Genomic DNA, 18,448 nt, shown 5'->3' on the forward strand with positions numbered 1-18,448 from the left:
GGCATGCGGCGAAGTCGGCTCAGCCGCCATTGCGGGCAGGGCTCTCCAGCGCCGCCGGTTCGGTTACGGCCGAGGCGGGCCTGGCAAGATCGGGTAGGCCCTTCTCGATCTTCTCGAGTATCTTCGGCAGCTCTTCCGGCTCGGGGTTGAGGTCGCGCGCATGGTTCCACTGGAAGCGGGCTTCGAGCTTCCGCCCCACGCGCCAGTAGGCGTCGCCCAGATGATCGTTGATCACCGGGTCGGCCGGCTTGAGTTCGATCGCCCGCTCCAGTTCCCGCACCGCCTCCTCATAGCGGCCCAGGCGGAAATGCGCCCAGCCGAGGCTGTCGATGATGTAGCCGTCGCGCGGCTTGAGTTCGACCGCCTTGCGCAGCATCTCGAAGGCTTCGTCGAGATTGATGCCCTGGTCCACCCAGGAATAGCCCAGATAGTTGAGCACCAGCGCGCGGCTCGCGCCCATGTTGGGCGGGATGAGTTCGAGCGCCTTCTTGAGGTCCGCTTCCGCCAGGGGCCAGCGCTTGGTCCGCTCATAGGCGATGCCGCGCGAATAGAACAGGCTCCAGTGGTGCCGTTCGGGCGCCTTGATCGTGGCGACGGCCCGCTCGTAATAGGTTGCGGCACGCGCGAAATCCTTGCGGCTGCGGTAAAGCCCGCCCAGTGCCGAAAGGGCGTCGAGATCGTCCGGGTCCTCCTTGATCGCCGCTTCGAGGTGCTGCACCGCCTCGTCCTTGCGGCCCAGCGCCTCGAACGCGAGGCCGATCTGGATCTCGGCATTGTTGCGCAGCGGCGATGTGGTGGGCATCCGGTCGAACACCGCGATAGCCTCATCCGGCTGCTTGGCGCGCTCCAGTGTGTCGCCGAGCGTCAGGATGGCGAGCTCGTGCCCAGGGTCGAGGTAGAGCGCGAGCCTGAGATAGATCATGACGATCGCGGTCTCGTTGTCTTCGCGGTTGCCGGCGCTGCCCAGCCCGTAGAGCGCCTCGGCAGCGCCCTGCTGGGCTGTCGAGATGGTGCGCGACAGCGGCCGTGGTGCGGCCTTGCCCTCAGGAGCGAGGTTGGCGAGCGCGTTGCGCACGATCGGGTGGTTCGGCAGGAGGCGGTTGAACCGCTCATAGGTCTCGCGCGCGCCTGCGAAGTCGCCGCGGCGCGACTGGAAGCGCCCCCAGGCATCGACGACGCGCAAGGTCGCCGGATCACCGTCATAGGTGGCCTTGAGCCGTCTCTGGGCCTCGGGGATGTTGCCCAGCATCTCGTGGACAAGGCCGGCATGGTAGTCGCGGAAGGTGGTGAGCGAGCCGTCCCCGCGCAGCCGGTCCAGAGTCTCGATGGCCCGCGTCTGCTCGCCCGCGCCGGCAAAGGCCCAGGCGGTGAGCAAGGTGGAGGTGATGTCGGCCGCCCGTCCGCGCGTGTTGCCGCGCAGCCGCTCCCTGGCGGCCTGGAATTGCCGGTTCTTGATGGCGCGCACGGCCAGCGTCATCTGAGCAAGGCCGTTGCTCGGGTCGCGCTGGACAATGCGCTCGGCGAGCCGGAAGGCGTCGGGCATCGCGCCGTCGCTGAGAAAGGCGATGAAGGCCCGCTCGATCAGTTCCTGATTGCGCGGATCGGCCCGCAGCGCCTCGCGCAGGAATGTGGCGGCGGCCGAGCTGTCGCGCACCGAGGCTGCGATGAGGGCAGCGAGATAGTTGCCTTCGATGCTCTCGGCCGGCTCGACGCGCTCGGCCGGCCTGAGCCGCAGCGGCGTGTTGGCAAGGGCGGGCGCGGCGAGGAATGCGCAGAGCGCGGCCGCTGCGACAAGCCCGGCCCTGACCCGGCGCAGCTTCGCACCCAGCGTCATGACCCCGGTGATTGGCCGGCTCAGGCTGGACGGCCCCGCCTGTCCGGTCTTGGAAATCAATGTCACGCGGCGCGCCTCTTGCGGGTTTGAATGCGCCGGCATCGGCCGCTTGGCGGCGTTGCCGGATGATCCGATGTCGAGACCCCAGCCTCGAACCGGACGAACGAAACATGTGGCCAAGCAAGCATGCGGCCGAGAGAAACCGCAGGCCATGCCGACAAGCCGCTTCAAAGCCATAGCGGCCCGGCGAGGCGAGCGCGAGAGCAAATCAGCGGCAGGGCGCGACCGATGGCAGGATGGCGTCAACCTGCGTTTTGCACAAGTCGCCGCGAGTGTCACAGTTCCGTGCTGACGGCGCCATGGATTCAGGCTCGCCTGGCCGGTCGCTGGGGCGGACCAGAGCGCCGATAACCGACGGTTAAGCAATCCTGTTTACGCCTTGGCGACCATGCGGCGGCCCAGCCGGCAGATATCCGGGTGACGTGCAAGATGTTGCGGCATATTTCTGTCTTTGCGCGAATCGCGCTGCTTGCGGCCATCGGCCTTGCCGCCGTGGTCACGGTCTCCGCCTTCGCCTTGCACGCGCGCGGCATGTGGCTGCATCATGATGCCCGGACCATGCGGCTTGAGGAAATGCGCCGTTCAATTCTCGAGCTCGGGGCGGAGCTGGCGCGCAGCGAGGCCCGCTTCCTTGAATTCGCGCATCTGCCGATGGAGCATCTTGGCGAGCGCTTCAAGTCCTCGCTTGCCGCCGTGATCGTCATCGTCGAGCGCGCCCGCGCGCAGGCCGAGGGTGCGCTGGTTCCGCAGCTCTTCGACTTGCAGATAAGCCTTGAGAACATCCGGGCTGAAATCGACAGCGTGCAGCATGTCCAGGCTGTGGTGGGCTCGACCCGCAATACGGGGCTCCGCGGCGAGCTTGCGGCGGCGACGCTTGAGCTCGAAAGCGCAGTACGCGCGGCGCTGGCGACCGGGATGCCCGAGATGCAGCCCCTGGCGACCGGGGTTCAGGCGATGATCCGCGGCATGCATCAGCTCATGGTCGAGCGCGACGTGGCCGTCGAGGCGGAGCTGACGCGCGAGAGCGACCGCATGCTGCGCCTCGTCGAAGCGATCCAGGCAGCGCCAGTGGTTGGCTCGCGCCTCGCCCCGGCGCTGCGCCGCCATGCCGAGGGGCTGTCGGCCTGGACAGCGGCAGTGCGCGCGCTCGATGGCGAGATGCTGAAGGTCGAGAACGCCCTGACGCTTCTGCACGAGCCGCTGAACACGATCCGCGACGGCGCTGAGACCATCATCTCCAGCCACCGCAAGCAGAGCGCGGCGCAATTGGCGCGCGATGAATCGGCGGCAGCCTTCGGCGCGCTGGTTCTTCTTCTGGGCTGCCTGCTGCTGGCGCTGCTGGTGATCCGCTCGATCAGCGAGCCTCTCGAGCAGCTGCGCCTCGCCATGGAGCGGATCGCGCGCGGCGAAGCCGAGGCGAAGCTGCATGGCCAGGACGCGCACGACGAAATCGGCGCGATGACGCGGGCCGCCGCGATCTTCCGCGATGCGATGCTGGCGCGCCAGCGCATGAGCGAGACTGTGGTTCATCAGGCCGAGCAGCGTGGCCGCAGCGCCGCTTCGGTCGCGGCTGCGGTCGGCCAGTTCGACAAGGCGGTGAGCGCCGTGCTCTCGGGCCTGGGCGAGGCCGGCGCCAATCTCGGCGCCTCATCGGAACACCTGGACCGTGCATCCCAGGTTGTCACCGAGCGCACGCGGATGGCGCAGGATGCGACCGAGACCATGACGAGCCGCATCACGACAGTTGCCTCGGCCACGGAAGAGCTGAGCTCGACCATCGCGGCGATCGCTCAGGGGACCGGCCGAGCGGCCAGCGCCGCCGATGGCGCAATCCTGCAGGTCGACCAGACCGAGCAGCGCATGCGCGACCTTCTGGCGACTTCGAGCCAGATCGGCGACGTCGTGACCCTGATCCGCCAGATCGCCAGCCAGACCAATCTGCTCGCGCTGAACGCCACGATCGAGGCGGCGCGGGCGGGCGAGTCGGGCCGCGGCTTCGCTATCGTGGCGGCCGAAGTGAAGACGCTCGCCGCCCAGACCCAGTCCGCCACCGAGGAGATCGGCCGCAAGATCGAGGCGATCCAGAGCGGCGCGAACAACATGTCAGGATCGATCCACGACATGAGCCGCGTCGTGCTCGATATGCGCGAGATCGCCGTGGAGATGTCCGCCGCGATCCGCCAGCAGGACGCCACCGTGATCGAGATCGCCTCGACCATGGCGATGCTCGCCGAGGATGCCAGCCTCAATCTCAGCTCCGTGCGCGACACCGCCCATGCCGCCCAGGCAGCCGACGAGGTGGCGCGCGAGGTCAGACAGACCGCCGACGACATGCGCGCCATCGCCGCAAGGCTGGCGGACGATGTCGCCGTCTTTGTGGACCGGGTGCGCAATGACGCGGTGCGCGCCTCCTGACGCGCCTCACATCGTGGCGTAGTTGGGCCCGCCGCCGCCCTCGGGCGTGACCCAGACGATGTTCTGCGCCGGGTCCTTGATGTCGCAGGTCTTGCAGTGCACGCAGTTCTGCGCGTTGATCACGAAGCGGGGATCGGTCTTCGCCGCCGGATCGCCATAGACCACCTCATAGACACCCGCAGGGCAGTAAAGCCGCGCCGGCTCGCCATAGCGCGGCAGGTTCTGGGTGATCGGCACGGACGGGTCGATCAACTTGAGATGCGCCGGCTGGTCCTCCTCATGGTTGGTCGAGGACATGAACACCGAGGACAGCTTGTCGAAGCTCACGACACCATCCGGCTTGGGGTAGGTCAGGTGCTTCACCTGGTCGATCGGCTTGAGGCTCTCATGGTCGGCCTTGCCGTGCTTCATCGTTCCGAAGGGCGACAAACCGGTCAGCGCATTCATCCACATGTCGATGCTGCCGAGCATCACCCCGCCCACGGTGCCGAAGCGTGACCAGAGCGGCTTGACGTTGCGCACCGGCTTGAGGTCGCGCCCGATGTCGGAAGAGCGCCAGGCCTCCTCATAGCCGCTGACCTCGTCATGGGCGCGGCCCTGCGCCAGCGCCGCGACGACATGCTCGGCCGCAAGCATGCCAGAGATGATGGCGTTGTGGCTGCCCTTGATGCGCGGCACGTTGACGAGCCCGGCCGAGCAGCCGAGCAGCGCCCCGCCCGGGAAGGTCAGCCGCGGCACCGACTGCCAGCCCCCTTCCGCGATGGCGCGCGCGCCATAGGACAGCCGCTTGCCGCCCTCGAACACGTCGCGGACCATCGGATGGGTCTTGAAGCGCTGGAACTCGTCAAAGGGCGAAAGGGTCGGATTCTCATAGTTGAGATGGACCACGAAGCCCACCGAAACGAGATTATCGTCAAAGTGATAGAGGAAGGAGCCGCCGCCCGTGCGCTGGTCCAGCGGCCAGCCGAAGGAATGCTGCACCAGCCCCTTCCGGAACCGCGACGGATCGACTTGCCAGAGTTCCTTGAGGCCGATGCCGTACTTCTGGTGGTCGCGATCCCTCTGCAGATCGAAGCGGCGGATCAGCTGCCTGGAGAGGTTGCCGCGCACGCCCTCGCCGAACAGCGTGTACTTGCCGCGCAGCTCCATGCCGCGCGTGAAGCGCTCGCTGAGGCTGCCATCCCTCGCGATGCCCATGTCGCCCGTGGCCACGCCGATCACGGCGCCCTTGTCGTCATGCAGGATCTCGGCGGCCGCGAATCCGGGATAGATCTCGACGCCCAGCGCCTCGGCCTGCCGCGCCAGCCAGCGCGCAACCATGCCCAGCGAGCCCACGAAGTTGCCGTGGTTGTCCATCAGCTTCGGCATGGCGAAATTGGGCAGGCGGATGCCGCCGGCGGGACCGAGGAAATAGAACCTGTCCTCGCTGACCTCGGTGGTCAGCGGCCGGTCGGGCGCACTGCGCCAGTCGGGCAGCAGCCGGTCGAGCCCGATGGGATCGATCACCGCGCCGGAGAGGATGTGCGCTCCGACTTCCGAGCCTTTCTCGACCACGACGACCGAAACATCCGGGTCAAGCTGCTTGAGCCGGATCGCCGCGGCAAGGCCGGCGGGGCCGGCGCCGACGATGACGACATCGTAGTCCATGGCTTCGCGTTCGGGCAAATCGTTCATCTCGTCCACTCCCGGACCATCTCGCCGCGCAACGCAGCCCTGATGGTTTATATATGAACCATTTCGATTTCCATGTCTTTCTTGGCCTTGTGTTTGGGCGATGAGCGAAAGCCGCGCAAGCCCTGCCCGCGTCGCACCGGCCTTGCGGCGGTTCACATGGGGTCGCCAAGGCGTTAAGATGGCGCATGGCCGCCACCGACCGCATCGAGCCAGCGACGCTCGCCGACATCCTCGCCTTCTTCGCCGATGCCGGCGTGGACTGCGCGCTTGAGGAGAAGGCCATCGACCGCTTCACGGCCGCAGCCGCTGCGGCGCCGGCTGTCGTCATCGGCGCAAGCGCCGGCACGCCGCCTTCAAGGCCCGGCCTGCAGCGCGGCGCGCCTGCGCCGCCGGAGCCATCGCGCCTGGCTCTCGCCGGCGCCGCCATGAGTGCGGACGAGGCGGCCGGCAGCGCGGCCATGCTGGCGGACCGCGCCCGCACTCTCGATGAGCTCAGGGCCGCGATGGTGGCATTCGAGGGCTGCGCCCTGAAGGCGACGGCCAAAAACCTGTGCTTCGCCGATGGCCAGCCCGGCGCGCGCATCATGCTGGTGGGCGAGGCGCCCGGCGCGGACGAGGACCGGCAGGGCCTGCCCTTCGTGGGCGTGTCGGGCCAGTTGCTGGACCAGATGCTGGCCGCGATCGGGCTCGATCGCGGCCAGCATGTCTACATCGCCAACATCGTGCCTTGGCGCCCCCCCGGCAACCGGACGCCGACCACGCAGGAGATGATGGTGTGCAGGCCCTTCGTCCTGCGCCAGATCGCGCTCTCGGCCCCTGACATCCTCGTCACGCTCGGCGGCCCGGCGGCGCAGGCGCTGCTTGGCCTGACCGGGATCATGGCGTCGCGCGGCAAGTGGCGCAGCCTTGAGCTGGATGGGCGGACGATCCCCGCGCTGCCGACGCTGCATCCCGCCTACCTGCTGCGCAATCCCATCGCCAAGCGTCAGGCCTGGGCGGATCTGCGGGCGTTGCGCCGGGCGCTGGACGCGCTGCCGCCGCGCGAGGCGCTGCCGCGCTGAGGTCATGAGCCGGCGCGGCCTTGCGGGCCGGGGCCGCGGTCCCCATCATCGGGTGATGCCCACCAAGATCCTGTCGCGGCGCAAGTCGCCGCTCTCCTTCATCCCGCCCCGCTTCCTGCCGGAGAAGCTGCGCAAGACGAGGCCCCTCGTGCCTGTCCTGCGGCTTTACGGGCCGATCGGCATGTCGTTCCCCACCCGGGGCGCGCTGACGCTGGCGGGGCTCGCCGGCCAGATCGAGGCCGCCTTCGAGGCGGAGGATGCCTGCGCCGTCGCCCTTCTGGTCAAGTCGCCCGGCGGCGCCGCGGCGCAGTCGCACCTGATCTTCCGGCGCATCCGGACGCTGGCCGAGGAGACCAGGCGCCCTGTCTTCGCCTTCATCGAGGATGTGGGGGCCTCGGGGGGCTACATGCTGGCCTGCGCGGCAGACGAGATCTTCGCTGATCCAGCCTCCATGGTGGGCTCGATCGGCGTCGTTTCCTCTGGCTTCGGCCTCGCCGGCCTCATCGAGAAGATCGGTGTGGAGCGGCGCGTCTACACGGCCGGCTCGTCCAAGGCCATGCTCGATCCCTTCCTGCCCGAGCGCGAGGATGACATCGCCCGGCTCAAGGCATTGCAGGCCGATGTGCATGACAGCTTCATCGCGCTGGTGCGCGAGCGGCGCGGCGCGCGGCTGGTCGAGACAGCCGAGGACCTGTTCACCGGCGCCTACTGGACCGGACGCCGGGCGCGGGAGCTTGGCCTCATCGACGGGCTGGACGACATGCGCTCGGTGATGCGCGCGCGCTTTGGCGAGGAGGTCGATCTCAGGCTCGTGCCCGACCCCAGCCGCGGCGGCCTGCTGCGCCGCCTGCTGCCTTCGCTGGCTGCCGGGGCGGGCGCGCATGGCGACGCGCCGCAGGGCCTCGTCGATCCCGGACATGTCATCGGGGCGCTGGAAGCCAAGGCGCTCTGGAGCCGCTTCGGCCTCTGAAGCTTCTGCCCGTCGGTGTGCATTTGGCGCTTGTCATCGCGCTGTCACGCGATGATGGTGCGAGCGCCGTGAAGGCGCAGCGTGCCCGGAGCCTGCCATGATCATCGTCCATTCCCCCTCCCGCGACACCCTCGGCCTCGACCGGGTGGTGCTTGCGCCGGGCATGGCGCTTCCGCCCGATGCGCTGTGGATCGACATGCTCGAGCCGACGCGCGCCGAGGACGAACTCGTCGAATCCTTCCTGAAGATCTCCATCCCCACGCGTGAGGAGATGCAGGATCTGGAACCTTCGGAAATCATCTATGCCGAGGATGATGCCCGCTACATGACAGCGCGGGTGCTCTGCCAGTCGGAGAGCGAGCAGCCCCGGCTGGTGCCGCTCAGCTTCATCCTCACCGCCACCGCCCTCGTCACGGTGCGCTATGATGAGCCGCGCTCCCTCGCCATGTTCGCCCAGCGCGCCGTCAAGCCGGCAGGTTGCGGCCGCCAGCCCGAGGCCGTGCTGGACGGCATCGTCGAGGCGGTGATCGACAGGGCGGCGGAAATCCTGGGCCGGGCCGGCGACCAGACCGAGGAGCTCTCGCGCTCCGTGTTCGAGCGCGAGAGCCGCAAGCTCGAGCGCACGGGCGGCTATCAGGGCGTCATCCGCAAGCTGGGCCGGCAGGCGGCGCTGATCTCCAACGTGCGCGAAAGCATGGTGTCGCTTGAGCGCATCCTGATCTTCATGCAGGCCAATTACGAGCGGCCTTCCAGGCGCACGGGTTTTCAGGCCGAGTGGCGCAGCGCCATCCGCGACGTGCAGTCGATCGAGGACCACGCCAGCTTCGTGAGCAGCAAGGTGCAGTTCATCCTCAACGCCACGCTGGGTCTGGTCAGCCTCGAGCAGAACAAGATCATCAAGATCTTCTCGGTGGCGGCGGTGATCTTCCTGCCGCCCACGCTGATCGCCTCATCCTACGGCATGAACTTCAAGAATATGCCGGAACTCGAATGGTCATATGGCTATCCGATGGCGCTGGGGATGATGGTGGCCTCGGCCGTGGGCACCTACACCTTCTTCAAGCACAAGCGCTGGCTCTGACGCTCATGATGCGGTCGATCACGTCCTGAAGCTCGACCTTGTCATAGGCCGCGCAGGCCATGTCGCCGCCCGAGTTGATGAATCCGGTGGCCCGGGCGAGGAGATTGCGGAAGGCCGCGGCCGCGATCATGACGATGGGCAGCGCTTCGGCCGGGTCCTTGATCTCGTCGAGCGTCAGGACGACGGTGGCGACAAGCCGGTCCATGGCGCTGCACAGCGCCTCGAAAGCCCTGCGCGAGGCCGCGTCGAGTTCGTGATAGGCCGCCAGCGCCACATCGGCGCAGCGCAGGCCGGAATCGTCGAAATGCGCGAGATAGGTCGTCGGCGTCCAGTTCGCGAGTTCATGGACCAGCAAGGGATGGTCCGCCGCCATCTCCATGAGCATCAGAGCCTCGGCGAAATGGTTGAGGTAGTCGGTGGAGAGCGCCGCCGCCTCGACGAACCGGTCGGGCTCGTGGAGGTTCGGGCTGGGCAGCTCCGTATCGCCGGCTTTGGAACTCATGCAGGACAGAAATCACAAACCCTGAAACAAATGCTTTCACGCCATCGTTGATCGACAGGCCGGAGGAACCTGACCATGTGCGGGCGCTACGCCCTGATCCTGCCGCCTGAGGCCGTTCGGGCCTTCTTTCGTCATGCCGAACAGCCGAACTTCCCGCCGCGCTACAATATTGCGCCGACCCAGCCCGTTCCGGTGCTTCGCTCCGGGCACGGCCAGCGCTCCTTCACCCTGATGCGCTGGGGCTTCAGGCCGTCCTGGGTCAAGGACCCGAAGGATTTTCCCCTCGTCATCAATGTGCGCTCCGAGACCGCGCGGGAGAAGCCCTCCTTCCGGGCGGCCTTCATGCGCCGGCGCTGCCTCATGCCGGCCGATGGCTTCTACGAGTGGTGCAAGGTCGGCCCTGAGAACCGCGCCTATCTCTTCCGCAGGCCCGATCGCGGGTTGTTCGCCTTCGCGGCCATCTGGGAAACCTGGATCGAGCCCGATGGCGGGGAGATCGACACCGTGGCGCTGCTCAACACCCATGCCAATGGCCTGATGTCCGCCATCCACCATCGCTGCCCGGTGATCCTCGAGCCGGACCGGCATGATGCCTGGCTCGATCCCGAGACGACGCCCGACGCCGCGCATCGGCTCCTGCAGCCGCCCGATGACGACAGCCTTGAGATGCTGCGCGTCGGCCCGGCCGTGAACAAGGTCGCCAATGACGGCCCCGCACTGCAGGAACCCTGGGCGCCCGCCGCTATGGTGGCCGCTCGGATTGCGCCTGCTGCAGAACCTTCGCCGCGCCCTGCGCGTCGCCGCGCTGGCGGAGCCGACGGCGAAGGCGGGCAGGGTTCGCTGTTCTGAAGGCTGCGGGAGGGTCGCGTCACGCCTGCGGGCGTGGACCCCAGGGGCCGCGCGCCTCGATGATCGAGGGCAGGTCCGGCCGCTCGCCCATGGCCGCGAGTTGCGGGGGCAGGCGTCCGCCTGCGGTCTTGACCAGCGCCTGAACGCGCTTGGAGATCGAGGGATGGGTTGAGAACAGGTCCGACATGTCGTCAGGATCGTTCTCGATGCACATGTCCATCACGCCCGACGGCACGCCAGCGATGTCGGCGCGCCCCGAGATCTTGAGCAGGGCCGAGATCATCGCATCGGGGTTCTTGGTCAGTTCCACCGCCCCGGCATCGGCAAGATATTCGCGCGAGCGCGACAGCGAGAAGCGGATCACTGCGGCCAGGATTCCGGCCAGCGCCATGATCAGCAGGCCGATGATGATGGCCGCGCCCGCACCCTTGCCGCCCGAGGAGCGGCGCGACGACGAGCCCGAAAAGCGCACGCTGCGAAAGACGATCTCGCTGAGGAAGGAGAGCACGCCCGCGATCACCACGGCGATGACCATCAGCTTTACGTCACCGTTGCGAATATGGGTCAGCTCATGCGCCAGCACCGCCTCGATTTCCGCTTTGTCGAGCGTGTCGATGAGGCCGCGCGTGACCGTCACCGTGAATTGGCGCTCATTGACCCCGGAGGCGAAGGCGTTGAGCGCGCCGTCCTCGATGATCATCAGCCTTGGCATGGTCATCCCGCGCGAGATGCAAAGTTTCTCCAGCATCCCGTAGAGCTGTGGCGCCTGGCTGCGCTCCAGCCCCTTCGCGCCCGTCACCGTGCCGATCAGGGCCACGTTGGCCTGGTAGCCGATGAAGATCCAGGCCACGACGCCAAGCGTGAGGAAGGGAAAGGCCGCGAAGAAGAGGCCGAGCGCGATGTCGAAAGGGTTGGCTCCGCGCTCGATGTGCATGAAGCCGGTCGCCGCCAGGATGCCGCCAAAGCCGGCGAGGTAGGTGAGCAGGAACAGCCCGCCCAGCAGCAGCCGCGAGCGGATGCGATTGTTGCGGATATGGGTGTACAGACCGAACGCCTCGCCGATCATGGCAGCCCCCGGGCGGGTTGCGGCCCTGTCAGAACTTCACCGTCGGCGCGGCCTCGAGCTGGGTGCGCTTATCCGCGCCCACATCGAAGAACTCGCGCGGCAGGAAGCCGAACTTCGCTGCGAAGAACACGGATGGCACGGATTCGATCTGGGCGTTGTATTCGCCCACCGCATTGTTGAAGAACCGCCGCGCCGCCGAGAGCTTGTCCTCGACGGAGCCCAGATCCTCCTGCAGCTTCAGGAAGTTGGTATTGGCCTTGAGGTCCGGATAGGCCTCGGCCAGGGCGAGGAGCCGGCCCACGGTGCCTGAAAGCTGCTGCTCGGCGGCGGCCTGGGCCTGGGGTCCGCTAGCTGCGGTCGCGCCGTTGCGCGCCTTGATCACAGCGTCGAAGGTTTCCTTCTCGTGCGCGGCATAGCCCTTGACGGTCTCGACAAGATTGGGAATGAGGTCGTGCCGCTGCTTGAGCTGCACGTCGATGTCCGCGAAGGCCTGATCAGCCCTGCGGCGCAAGGCCACCATGCCGTTATAGGCCATCACCAGATAGCCGCCGACCGCGGCGATGATCGCCAGAATGATCCAGCCAGACATGGATGCCCCTTCTGTTCAACGGGGTCGGAACATGCCCTTGATGGCCCCCAAGCGCAAGGGCGGGGCCACAAGGCGCTCAAGGTTGGGCGCGGCCCTGCGCCGGCATGTGCGTCAGGCCGGGCGAGAGCCCTGCGCTTTCCACCGCGTCGGTGGTCATGTCGCTGCGCCTGCCGGCGGCGGCCCGGAAGCCGGCGGCGTTGGAGCAGATCACAGCCATGTCGAGCCGGGGCTGGATCATGGCCGCTATCCCGATCAGTCCCGCCCCGCCCGGGATCACGGCCCCGGCGCCGTCATCGCGGATGCGATCCGCGCGCTCGGATGAATGGGCCAAAGATACTGCGGAAAGCCTGTTGCGAAGCAGCGCTTGCTTTGCCAGCCCGGGAACCGGCACAGTGCAGCCTCGGCGCCATCCGGGATCAGAGGGCAGGACGATGGGCAAATCCGTGGGCAAGGACAAGAAGGCCGGCAAGAGCGAGAGCAAGAGCAAGAGCAAGAGCAACGGCAATGGCAATGGCAAGGCCATCGCTCTCGTCGTGGCCGCAATGCCGGCGGCGCCTCCGGGGCTTGCGCCATCGAGAGTCAAGGTCATCATCGCGGGCGCGGGCATAGGCGGGCTCACGCTGGCGCTCATGCTCCACCGCCGTGGCATCTCCTGCGCCATCTACGAGCAGGCCAGCGAGGTGCGGGAGGTTGGTGTGGGCATCAACACGCTGCCCCATGCCATCAAGGAACTGGCCGATCTCGGCCTGCTGCCGGCGCTGGATGCAGCCGGCATCCGCACCCATGAGCTGCTCTACATGAACCGCTCCGGCCAGACCGTCTGGCGCGAGCCGCGCGGCCTCGCCGCCGGCTTCGATGTGCCGCAATTCTCGATCCATCGGGGCCGGCTGCAGAAGCTGATCCACGATGCGGTGGTCGAGCGGCTTGGCGCGGGCGCGATCCGCACCGGACGCAAGCTCGCCGGCTTCATCCAGGATGATGGCGGCGTCACGGCCCAGTTCGTCGACAGCCTCGACGGGGCGGGCAGCGAGACGGTGCGCGCCGAGGTTCTGGTGGGCGCGGATGGCATCCATTCCGTGGTGCGCGGCCATTACGCGCCGAAGCAGGGCCTGCCGCGCTGGAACGGCGTGATGATGTGGCGCGGCGCGGCCGATTTCCCCACCTTCCTGTCGGGGCGGTCCATGATCATCGCCGGCGGCATGGGCGCCAAGCTGGTGCTCTACCCGATCGGCAATGGCAAGACGCCCGGGACGAGGCTCACCAACTGGGTCGTCACCGCCCGCGTCAGCGACACCGAGCATCCGCCCGGCAAGGAAAGCTGGTCGCGGCGTGGGCGGCTTGATGAGGTCCTGCCCTATGCGCGCCGCTACGAGATTCCCGGCTTCGATCTGGTCAAGCTGATCCGCTCGACCGAGGCCTTCTATGAATACCCGATGTGCGACCGCGATCCATTGCCGCGCTGGAGCCATGGCCGCGTCACGCTCCTGGGCGACGCGGCCCATCCGATGTATCCGGTAGGGTCAAACGGGGCCAGCCAGGCCATCCTCGATGCGCGCTCGCTCGCCGATCATCTGGCGCGCGCCGAGCACCCCTATCAGGCGCTCGCGGCCTATGAGGCCGACCGGCTGCCGAAGACGGCCGAGATCGTGGCGCTGAACCGCAAGGGCGGGCCCGAGCGCGTGATCGACGAGGTGGAGAAGCTGGCCCCGGCCGGCTTCGCCGACATCGACCGCGTGCTCTCCCATGACGAGCGCAAGGCGATCGTGCGCGGCTATGCCGGCACGGCCGGCTTCGCGCTGACCCAGGTGAACCGCAAGGCGAGCTGAAGCGAAGTCACTGACTGGCCTCGCGAACATCCTTGAACGTCTCTCTAACGAGAGTGAGGATGCTCACATCCTCCGTTTCGACCTCGTAGCAGGTGCTGTCGATGGCTCGAATGATCACCCAAGTCTGGGCGCTCTGCTCCTCAAGGCCTCGAAACTCTCCCCAGATAACCTGGTGCACAGCATGGGCAAGTCTCGACAACAAAACCCCGGAAACCCGTCCTTTCCATGCCGCAATCTCTTCGAGTTCATCGGCGGCTTCTTCGCCCGCAATCATTAGCTCGTCATCGACCGGATCCACCTCCCACATCGAATGAAGAGCGCGGGTTCCAAGAAGGTCGAGCAAATGATGCAGATCGACAGCCAAGACATGGCGGCCTTCAACAAGGTCGTGAATTCGGAGAACAGTCAAGATTCGCCCCTCCGCATTCCCTATGGCGAGGTATCCCAAAGGGTTGTTTTGGAAACCATAGGGACGCGTTGGCGTCGATCACGCCTCGGGCGGCGGCAGGAAATCGACCTCGTGGCGCGCCGACAGCGCCACCACCTCGGCCGGGTTCTGCTCGGTCATGGAATGGATGGCCCAGAACAGGTCATAGAGGCGGCGGGTCGGCGCCACCCAGAACAGGCATTTCACCGTCTCGCCGCTCTTGTTGAAGATGCCGTGGGGGATGCCCATGGGCATCTTCACGAGATCGCCCGGCCCCGCCTTCATCTCGCGCCCGTCCATGACGAGTTCCAGCTCGCCTTCGAGCATGTAGATGAACTCGTCCTGTGTGGGATGGATGTGCGGGGGCACGAAGGTCCCGGCCGGAAAAGTGGCGTGCCAGGCGAAGGAGTGCTCGGACACTTCCTTGGGCACGTAGGTCTGGCCCAGAATGTTCCATGCGATGCCGTCGATGCCGTCGCCGGCGCGGGTGATCCCGGGGTTGAGCTTCATGATGGGCTTCCTTTGCTTGCAACGATGCAGATGCCTGCCTTGCAGATCTCAGACGTGCAGGTAGCGGTCCTTCAGTTCGGGATTGGCCATCAGGTCGGCCGATGTGCCGGTCCAGACGATGCGGCCCTTCTCGATGACGGCATGGCGGTCGGCGAGCTGCGCCAGCGCGTCCACGTTCTTGTCGATCACGAGGATGGATTCGCCCTCGCTCTTGAGCATGGCGAGGCAGGCCCAGATCTCCTGCCGGATGAGAGGGGCCAGGCCCTCGGTCGCCTCGTCCAGGATGATGAGCCGCGGATTGGTCATCAGCGCCCGCCCGATGGCCAGCATCTGCTGCTCGCCGCCGGAAAGCTGGTTGCCCATGTTGCCGCGCCGCTCCTTCAGCCGGGGAAAGAGCGCGTAGATGCCGGGCAAGGTCCAGCGCGCGGGGCCATGGCGGGCGGCGGCGGTGGCGATGAGGTTCTCCTCCACGGTCAGGGTTGGAAAGACCTGCCGTCCCTCCGGCACCAGCCCGATGCCGAGCTGCGCCACGCGGTAGGGGGGCGCCCCGGTGACATCGGCTCCTGCCAGCGTCACGCGCCCGGCCCTGGGCTTGAGCAGGCCCATGATGGATTTGATCGTGGTGGTCTTGCCCATGCCGTTGCGTCCGAGCAGGGTGACGACCTCGCCCGCGCCGACCGCCAGATCGACCCCGAACAGCACCTGGCTTTCGCCATAGGCGCTCTGCAGCCCCTCGACCGTCAGCATGGCGGAGCGTCTCCGCCGATCTGTTCCTCGCCGAGATAGGCCTCGCGGACGGCCGGGTCGGCGCGCACGGCCGCCGGCGGGCCGCTGGCGATGATCCGGCCATAGACCAGCACGGACACGGCATCGGCCAGGGCGAACACCGCCTCCATGTCATGCTCGATCAGGATGATGGTGTAGCGCCCCTTGAGCCGCTTCAGCAGGGCGATCACGGCCTCGCTCTCCTCGGGGCCCGTGCCGGCCAGCGGCTCGTCCAGCAGCAGCACCTTGGGGTCGGTGGCGATGGCGATGGCGAGTTCGAGCTGGCGCTTCTCTCCATGCGAGAGCAGGCCAGCGGGCAGCGCCACGCGCGGCGACAGGCCCACCGTTGCGAGGATCTCCAGCGCGGGGCGGTTGAGCTGCGCCTCCGCCGAAGCGTCGCCGAAGAAGCGGAAGGAGGTGCCGATCCGCGCCTGCACGGCCAGGGCGACATTCTCGAGCACGGAGAAGCCCGGGATGATCGAGGTGATCTGGAAGGACCGGGCGAGGCCCCTGCGCACCCGCGCCGCCATGGGCAGGGCCGAGATATCCTCGCCCGCCAGGCGAACCTGGCCTGAATCGGAGGGCGCAAGGCCTGACATCTGGTGGATCAGCGTGGTCTTGCCCGCGCCGTTGGGGCCGATGATGGCGTGAAGCTCGCCATGCGGCACGCGCAGCGAGACATGGTCCGTGACCTTCAGCGCCCCATAGGCCTTGTTCAGGTCGATGAGCTCGATCGCGGGAGCGTCAGCCACGGCGCGTCCCCTTGATGATCCCGAGCAGGCCCCCGCGCGCGAACAGCACCACCAGCACGAGGAACGGGCCGAAGATCAGCTTCCAGTGCTCGGTGTAGCCCGACAGGATCTCCTCCAGCAGAAGGAAGGCGGCCGCGCCGATGATCGCGCCGTGGAGCGAAGCCAGCCCGCCGAGGATGACCATCACAAGGATCTCGCCCGAGCGCTGCCACGACATGTAGGCGGGGGCGACGAACTCCGCCTGGTTGGCCAGCAGGAAGCCGGCGAGCCCGCACATCATGCCGGCGATGACATAGGCGGCAAGCTGGTAGCGGAAGGGCGAGAAGCCTATCGCCTCCATGCGCACGGGGTTCTCCCTGGCGCCGCGGATGACCCGGCCGAAGCGCGAGGCCACGATGGCGCGGGCCAGCACATAGCAGCCCAGCAGGAGCCCCAGCACCACGAAGTAGAACGCCCGGTCGCTGGCCAGCCAGGAAAAGCCGAAGAGCCGGCTGCGCGCACTGAGCGTAAGCCCGTCATCCCCGCCATAGGCCGAGAGCGACACTGCGAAGAAGAAGGCCATCTGCCCGAAGGCGAGCGTGATCATGATGAAGTACACGCCCTTGGTGCGAAGCGAGATGGCGCCCGTGGCAAGCGCGAACAGCGCGGAGGCGAGAAGCGCGGCAGGCAGCTGCACGCTGGCGTCGTTGAGGCCATGGGAGGCCAGGATGCCGACCGCATAGCCCCCGATGCCGAGGAAGGCCGCATGGCCAAGGCTGACCAGCGCGCCATAGCCGAGGATCAGGTCGAGCGAGAGCGCCGCCAGCGCGAAGATCATCACGCGCGTTACGAGGCTGAGCGTGTAGCTTTCCGGTCCGAGCGTCGCGGCCAGCGGCGCCAGCGCCAGCAGCGAGAACAGTACGATCGGCAGCCGCTCGCGCCGCAGGAAGCCTGCCCCATGGGCTGGCGTGGCTGCGGCAAGGCTTGGGCGGTCCTGCACCGGCGCGCTCATTTGCGGACCGGGAAGAGGCCCGCCGGCCTGAAGAACAGCACCGCCGCCATGAGGATGTAGATCAGCATGGGCGCCAGCGCGCGGCCGGTCTGGCTCGCGGCCGAGCCGTCCATGATCATGCGCAGCAGGAAGGGGCCGAAGATGCGCCCCAGCGTGTCCACGAGCCCGACCAGCAGCGCGGCGATGAAGGCCCCGCGGATCGAGCCGATGCCGCCGATCACGATGACGACGAAGGTGAGGATGAGCAGGTTGTCGCCCATGCCGGGCTCCACCGAAAGAATCGGCGCCACCATCGCGCCGGCGAAGCCCGCCAGCATGGCCCCGAAGCCGAACACGACCATGAACAGCTTCGAGATGTCGACGCCGAGCGCGGACACCATGGGCGCATTGGCGGCTCCGGCCCTGACCAGCATGCCGATGCGTGTATAGGTGACGAGGATGTAGAGCAGGAGCGCGATGGCGAGACCCGAGCCGATCAGCGCGAGCCGGTAGACCGGGTAGAGCACCCCGTCGAGCAGCACGACCGTGCCCGACAGGATGTCAGGCACCGGCACCGAGAGCGGCGCCGCCCCCCACACTACCTTCACCGCCTGGTTGAGGAAGATGATGATGCCGAAGGTGGCAAGCACCTGATCGAGGTGGTCGCGGGCGTAAAGATGCCGGAACACCAGGAACTCCAGCAGCAGCCCGAACAGCAGCGCCGAGGGCAGGGCCAGCATCAGCCCGAGGAAGAAGTTGCCCGTCAGCGCCGTGAACATCGCCGCCAGATAGGCGCCGATCATGTACTGCACGCCGTGGGCGAGGTTGATGAAGTCCATCACCCCGAACACGAGCGTCAGCCCTGCGGCGATGAAGAACAGCAAGATGCCGAACTGCATCCCGTTCAGCATCTGGATCAGGAAAAGCGAAAAGGTCATCGCCGCCACGTGTCCTCAGTCTGCGGATATGTCTGAGGCGCCATCCCCGGCGCGCCATCGGCGGCGGAACGGGTCCATCCGTCGCCCCCGCGAAGCAAGGTCCATCCGCAGCCGCCCGGGCCGCCTCCGGATGCCATCGCGGGGCGCGACGTCTGGCGC

The 18,448-nt window shown here is 67.4% G+C and carries 18 protein-coding genes; 6 read left to right on the top strand and 12 right to left on the bottom strand.

All coding sequences use genetic code 11. From position 1 onward, the window contains the following. Positions 1-19: 19 nt before the first annotated feature. Positions 20-1,834 carry a tetratricopeptide repeat protein gene (locus HEQ16_03495; protein ID MCO4053122.1) on the bottom strand — a complete coding sequence of 605 codons (1,815 nt, stop codon included), beginning with the start codon at positions 1,832-1,834 and terminating at the stop codon, positions 20-22. 489 nt (positions 1,835-2,323) lie between these two features. Between HEQ16_03495 and HEQ16_03500 the strand changes: the two genes are divergently transcribed. Continuing rightward, positions 2,324-4,309 carry a HAMP domain-containing protein gene (locus HEQ16_03500; protein ID MCO4053123.1) on the top strand — a complete coding sequence of 662 codons (1,986 nt, stop codon included), beginning with the start codon at positions 2,324-2,326 and terminating at the stop codon, positions 4,307-4,309. Positions 4,310-4,315: 6 nt separating this feature from the next. On the opposite strand, the gene HEQ16_03505 is transcribed toward HEQ16_03500, so the two are convergent. Next, positions 4,316-5,956 (bottom strand): electron transfer flavoprotein-ubiquinone oxidoreductase, encoded by a 1,641-nt coding sequence (locus tag HEQ16_03505; protein ID MCO4053124.1) that lies wholly within the window; start codon positions 5,954-5,956, stop codon positions 4,316-4,318. A 212-nt stretch (positions 5,957-6,168) separates the two neighbouring features. Between HEQ16_03505 and HEQ16_03510 the strand changes: the two genes are divergently transcribed. The 3 genes from HEQ16_03510 to HEQ16_03520 all read left to right on the top strand — a co-directional run bounded on the left by HEQ16_03510 (position 6,169) and on the right by HEQ16_03520 (position 9,095). Continuing rightward, positions 6,169-7,044, top strand: coding sequence for a uracil-DNA glycosylase (locus tag HEQ16_03510; GenBank protein MCO4053125.1), 876 nt, complete (start codon positions 6,169-6,171; stop codon positions 7,042-7,044). Between the two features lie 55 nt (positions 7,045-7,099). After that, positions 7,100-8,014, top strand: coding sequence for a S49 family peptidase (locus HEQ16_03515; GenBank protein ID MCO4053126.1), 915 nt, complete (start codon positions 7,100-7,102; stop codon positions 8,012-8,014). Positions 8,015-8,111: 97 nt separating this feature from the next. Further along, positions 8,112-9,095 carry a magnesium transporter CorA family protein gene (locus HEQ16_03520; protein ID MCO4053127.1) on the top strand — a complete coding sequence of 328 codons (984 nt, stop codon included), beginning with the start codon at positions 8,112-8,114 and terminating at the stop codon, positions 9,093-9,095. Here the strand turns inward: HEQ16_03520 and HEQ16_03525 are convergent. Beyond that, positions 9,073-9,597: a hypothetical protein gene (locus HEQ16_03525; GenBank protein MCO4053128.1), complete on the bottom strand. Its 525-nt coding sequence runs from the start codon at positions 9,595-9,597 to the stop codon at positions 9,073-9,075. The genes HEQ16_03520 and HEQ16_03525 overlap by 23 nt on opposite strands. 75 nt (positions 9,598-9,672) lie before the next feature. On the opposite strand from HEQ16_03525, the gene HEQ16_03530 reads away from it, so the two are divergent. Next, positions 9,673-10,446, top strand: a complete 774-nt coding sequence (locus HEQ16_03530) for an SOS response-associated peptidase (protein ID MCO4053129.1) — start codon at positions 9,673-9,675, stop codon at positions 10,444-10,446. 19 nt (positions 10,447-10,465) lie between these two features. Here HEQ16_03530 and HEQ16_03535 read toward each other — a convergent pair whose 3' ends face one another. The 3 genes from HEQ16_03535 to HEQ16_03545 all read right to left on the bottom strand — a co-directional run bounded on the left by HEQ16_03535 (position 10,466) and on the right by HEQ16_03545 (position 12,432). Continuing rightward, the gene (locus HEQ16_03535) at positions 10,466-11,512 is read right to left on the bottom strand and encodes a M48 family metallopeptidase (GenBank protein ID MCO4053130.1); all 1,047 of its coding nucleotides are present in this window, start codon (positions 11,510-11,512) and stop codon (positions 10,466-10,468) included. Between the two features lie 28 nt (positions 11,513-11,540). Further along, positions 11,541-12,101 carry a LemA family protein gene (locus HEQ16_03540; protein MCO4053131.1) on the bottom strand — a complete coding sequence of 187 codons (561 nt, stop codon included), beginning with the start codon at positions 12,099-12,101 and terminating at the stop codon, positions 11,541-11,543. 76 nt (positions 12,102-12,177) lie between these two features. After that, complete coding sequence (locus tag HEQ16_03545; protein ID MCO4053132.1) at positions 12,178-12,432, bottom strand: hypothetical protein; 255 nt, start codon at positions 12,430-12,432, stop codon at positions 12,178-12,180. Positions 12,433-12,643: 211 nt separating this feature from the next. Here HEQ16_03545 and HEQ16_03550 point away from each other — a divergent pair, with 211 nt between their 5' ends. Then, entirely contained in the window at positions 12,644-13,927 is a 1,284-nt protein-coding gene (locus HEQ16_03550) for a flavin-dependent oxidoreductase (protein MCO4053133.1), read from the top strand. A 7-nt stretch (positions 13,928-13,934) separates the two neighbouring features. Here the strand turns inward: HEQ16_03550 and HEQ16_03555 are convergent, their stop codons facing one another. The 6 genes from HEQ16_03555 to HEQ16_03580 all read right to left on the bottom strand — a co-directional run bounded on the left by HEQ16_03555 (position 13,935) and on the right by HEQ16_03580 (position 18,289). Further along, positions 13,935-14,336, bottom strand: coding sequence for a hypothetical protein (locus HEQ16_03555; protein MCO4053134.1), 402 nt, complete (start codon positions 14,334-14,336; stop codon positions 13,935-13,937). Positions 14,337-14,414: 78 nt separating this feature from the next. After that, positions 14,415-14,864, bottom strand: a complete 450-nt coding sequence (locus HEQ16_03560; protein ID MCO4053135.1) for a cupin domain-containing protein — start codon at positions 14,862-14,864, stop codon at positions 14,415-14,417. 48 nt (positions 14,865-14,912) lie between these two features. Beyond that, positions 14,913-15,611 (bottom strand): ABC transporter ATP-binding protein, encoded by a 699-nt coding sequence (locus HEQ16_03565; protein MCO4053136.1) that lies wholly within the window; start codon positions 15,609-15,611, stop codon positions 14,913-14,915. Then, a complete protein-coding gene (locus HEQ16_03570; protein MCO4053137.1) occupies positions 15,605-16,381 on the bottom strand; it encodes an ABC transporter ATP-binding protein in 777 nt (258 codons plus the stop codon). Before HEQ16_03570 ends, HEQ16_03565 begins: the two co-directional genes overlap by 7 nt. After that, entirely contained in the window at positions 16,374-17,372 is a 999-nt protein-coding gene (locus HEQ16_03575; protein ID MCO4053138.1) for a branched-chain amino acid ABC transporter permease, read from the bottom strand. Before HEQ16_03575 ends, HEQ16_03570 begins: the two co-directional genes overlap by 8 nt. Further along, on the bottom strand, positions 17,369-18,289 hold the full coding sequence (locus HEQ16_03580; GenBank protein MCO4053139.1) for a branched-chain amino acid ABC transporter permease: 921 nt from the start codon (positions 18,287-18,289) through the stop codon (positions 17,369-17,371). Before HEQ16_03580 ends, HEQ16_03575 begins: the two co-directional genes overlap by 4 nt. Between the last annotated feature and the right edge of the window lie 159 nt (positions 18,290-18,448).

Source organism: Bosea sp. (in: a-proteobacteria) (genome assembly GCA_023910605.1).
Classification (GTDB): Bacteria; Pseudomonadota; Alphaproteobacteria; order Rhizobiales; family Beijerinckiaceae; genus Allobosea.

Excerpts from the sequence above, each read along its gene's own strand:
- HEQ16_03540 (MCO4053131.1), bottom strand. The coding sequence starts at position 12,101 with ATGTCTGGCTGGATCATTCTGGCGATCATCGCCGCGGTCGGCGGCTAT.
- HEQ16_03565 (MCO4053136.1), bottom strand. The coding sequence starts at position 15,611 with ATGCTGACGGTCGAGGGGCTGCAGAGCGCCTATGGCGAAAGCCAGGTG.
- HEQ16_03575 (MCO4053138.1), bottom strand. The coding sequence starts at position 17,372 with ATGAGCGCGCCGGTGCAGGACCGCCCAAGCCTTGCCGCAGCCACGCCA.
- HEQ16_03535 (MCO4053130.1), bottom strand. The coding sequence starts at position 11,512 with ATGATCGGCGAGGCGTTCGGTCTGTACACCCATATCCGCAACAATCGC.
- HEQ16_03520 (MCO4053127.1), top strand. The coding sequence starts at position 8,112 with ATGATCATCGTCCATTCCCCCTCCCGCGACACCCTCGGCCTCGACCGG.
- HEQ16_03530 (MCO4053129.1), top strand. The coding sequence starts at position 9,673 with ATGTGCGGGCGCTACGCCCTGATCCTGCCGCCTGAGGCCGTTCGGGCC.
- HEQ16_03550 (MCO4053133.1), top strand. The coding sequence starts at position 12,644 with ATGCCGGCGGCGCCTCCGGGGCTTGCGCCATCGAGAGTCAAGGTCATC.
- HEQ16_03495 (MCO4053122.1), bottom strand. The coding sequence starts at position 1,834 with ATGACGCTGGGTGCGAAGCTGCGCCGGGTCAGGGCCGGGCTTGTCGCA.
- HEQ16_03525 (MCO4053128.1), bottom strand. The coding sequence starts at position 9,597 with ATGAGTTCCAAAGCCGGCGATACGGAGCTGCCCAGCCCGAACCTCCAC.
- HEQ16_03500 (MCO4053123.1), top strand. The coding sequence starts at position 2,324 with ATGTTGCGGCATATTTCTGTCTTTGCGCGAATCGCGCTGCTTGCGGCC.
- HEQ16_03505 (MCO4053124.1), bottom strand. The coding sequence starts at position 5,956 with ATGGACTACGATGTCGTCATCGTCGGCGCCGGCCCCGCCGGCCTTGCC.
- HEQ16_03580 (MCO4053139.1), bottom strand. The coding sequence starts at position 18,289 with ATGACCTTTTCGCTTTTCCTGATCCAGATGCTGAACGGGATGCAGTTC.
- HEQ16_03510 (MCO4053125.1), top strand. The coding sequence starts at position 6,169 with ATGGCCGCCACCGACCGCATCGAGCCAGCGACGCTCGCCGACATCCTC.
- HEQ16_03560 (MCO4053135.1), bottom strand. The coding sequence starts at position 14,864 with ATGAAGCTCAACCCCGGGATCACCCGCGCCGGCGACGGCATCGACGGC.
- HEQ16_03515 (MCO4053126.1), top strand. The coding sequence starts at position 7,100 with ATGCCCACCAAGATCCTGTCGCGGCGCAAGTCGCCGCTCTCCTTCATC.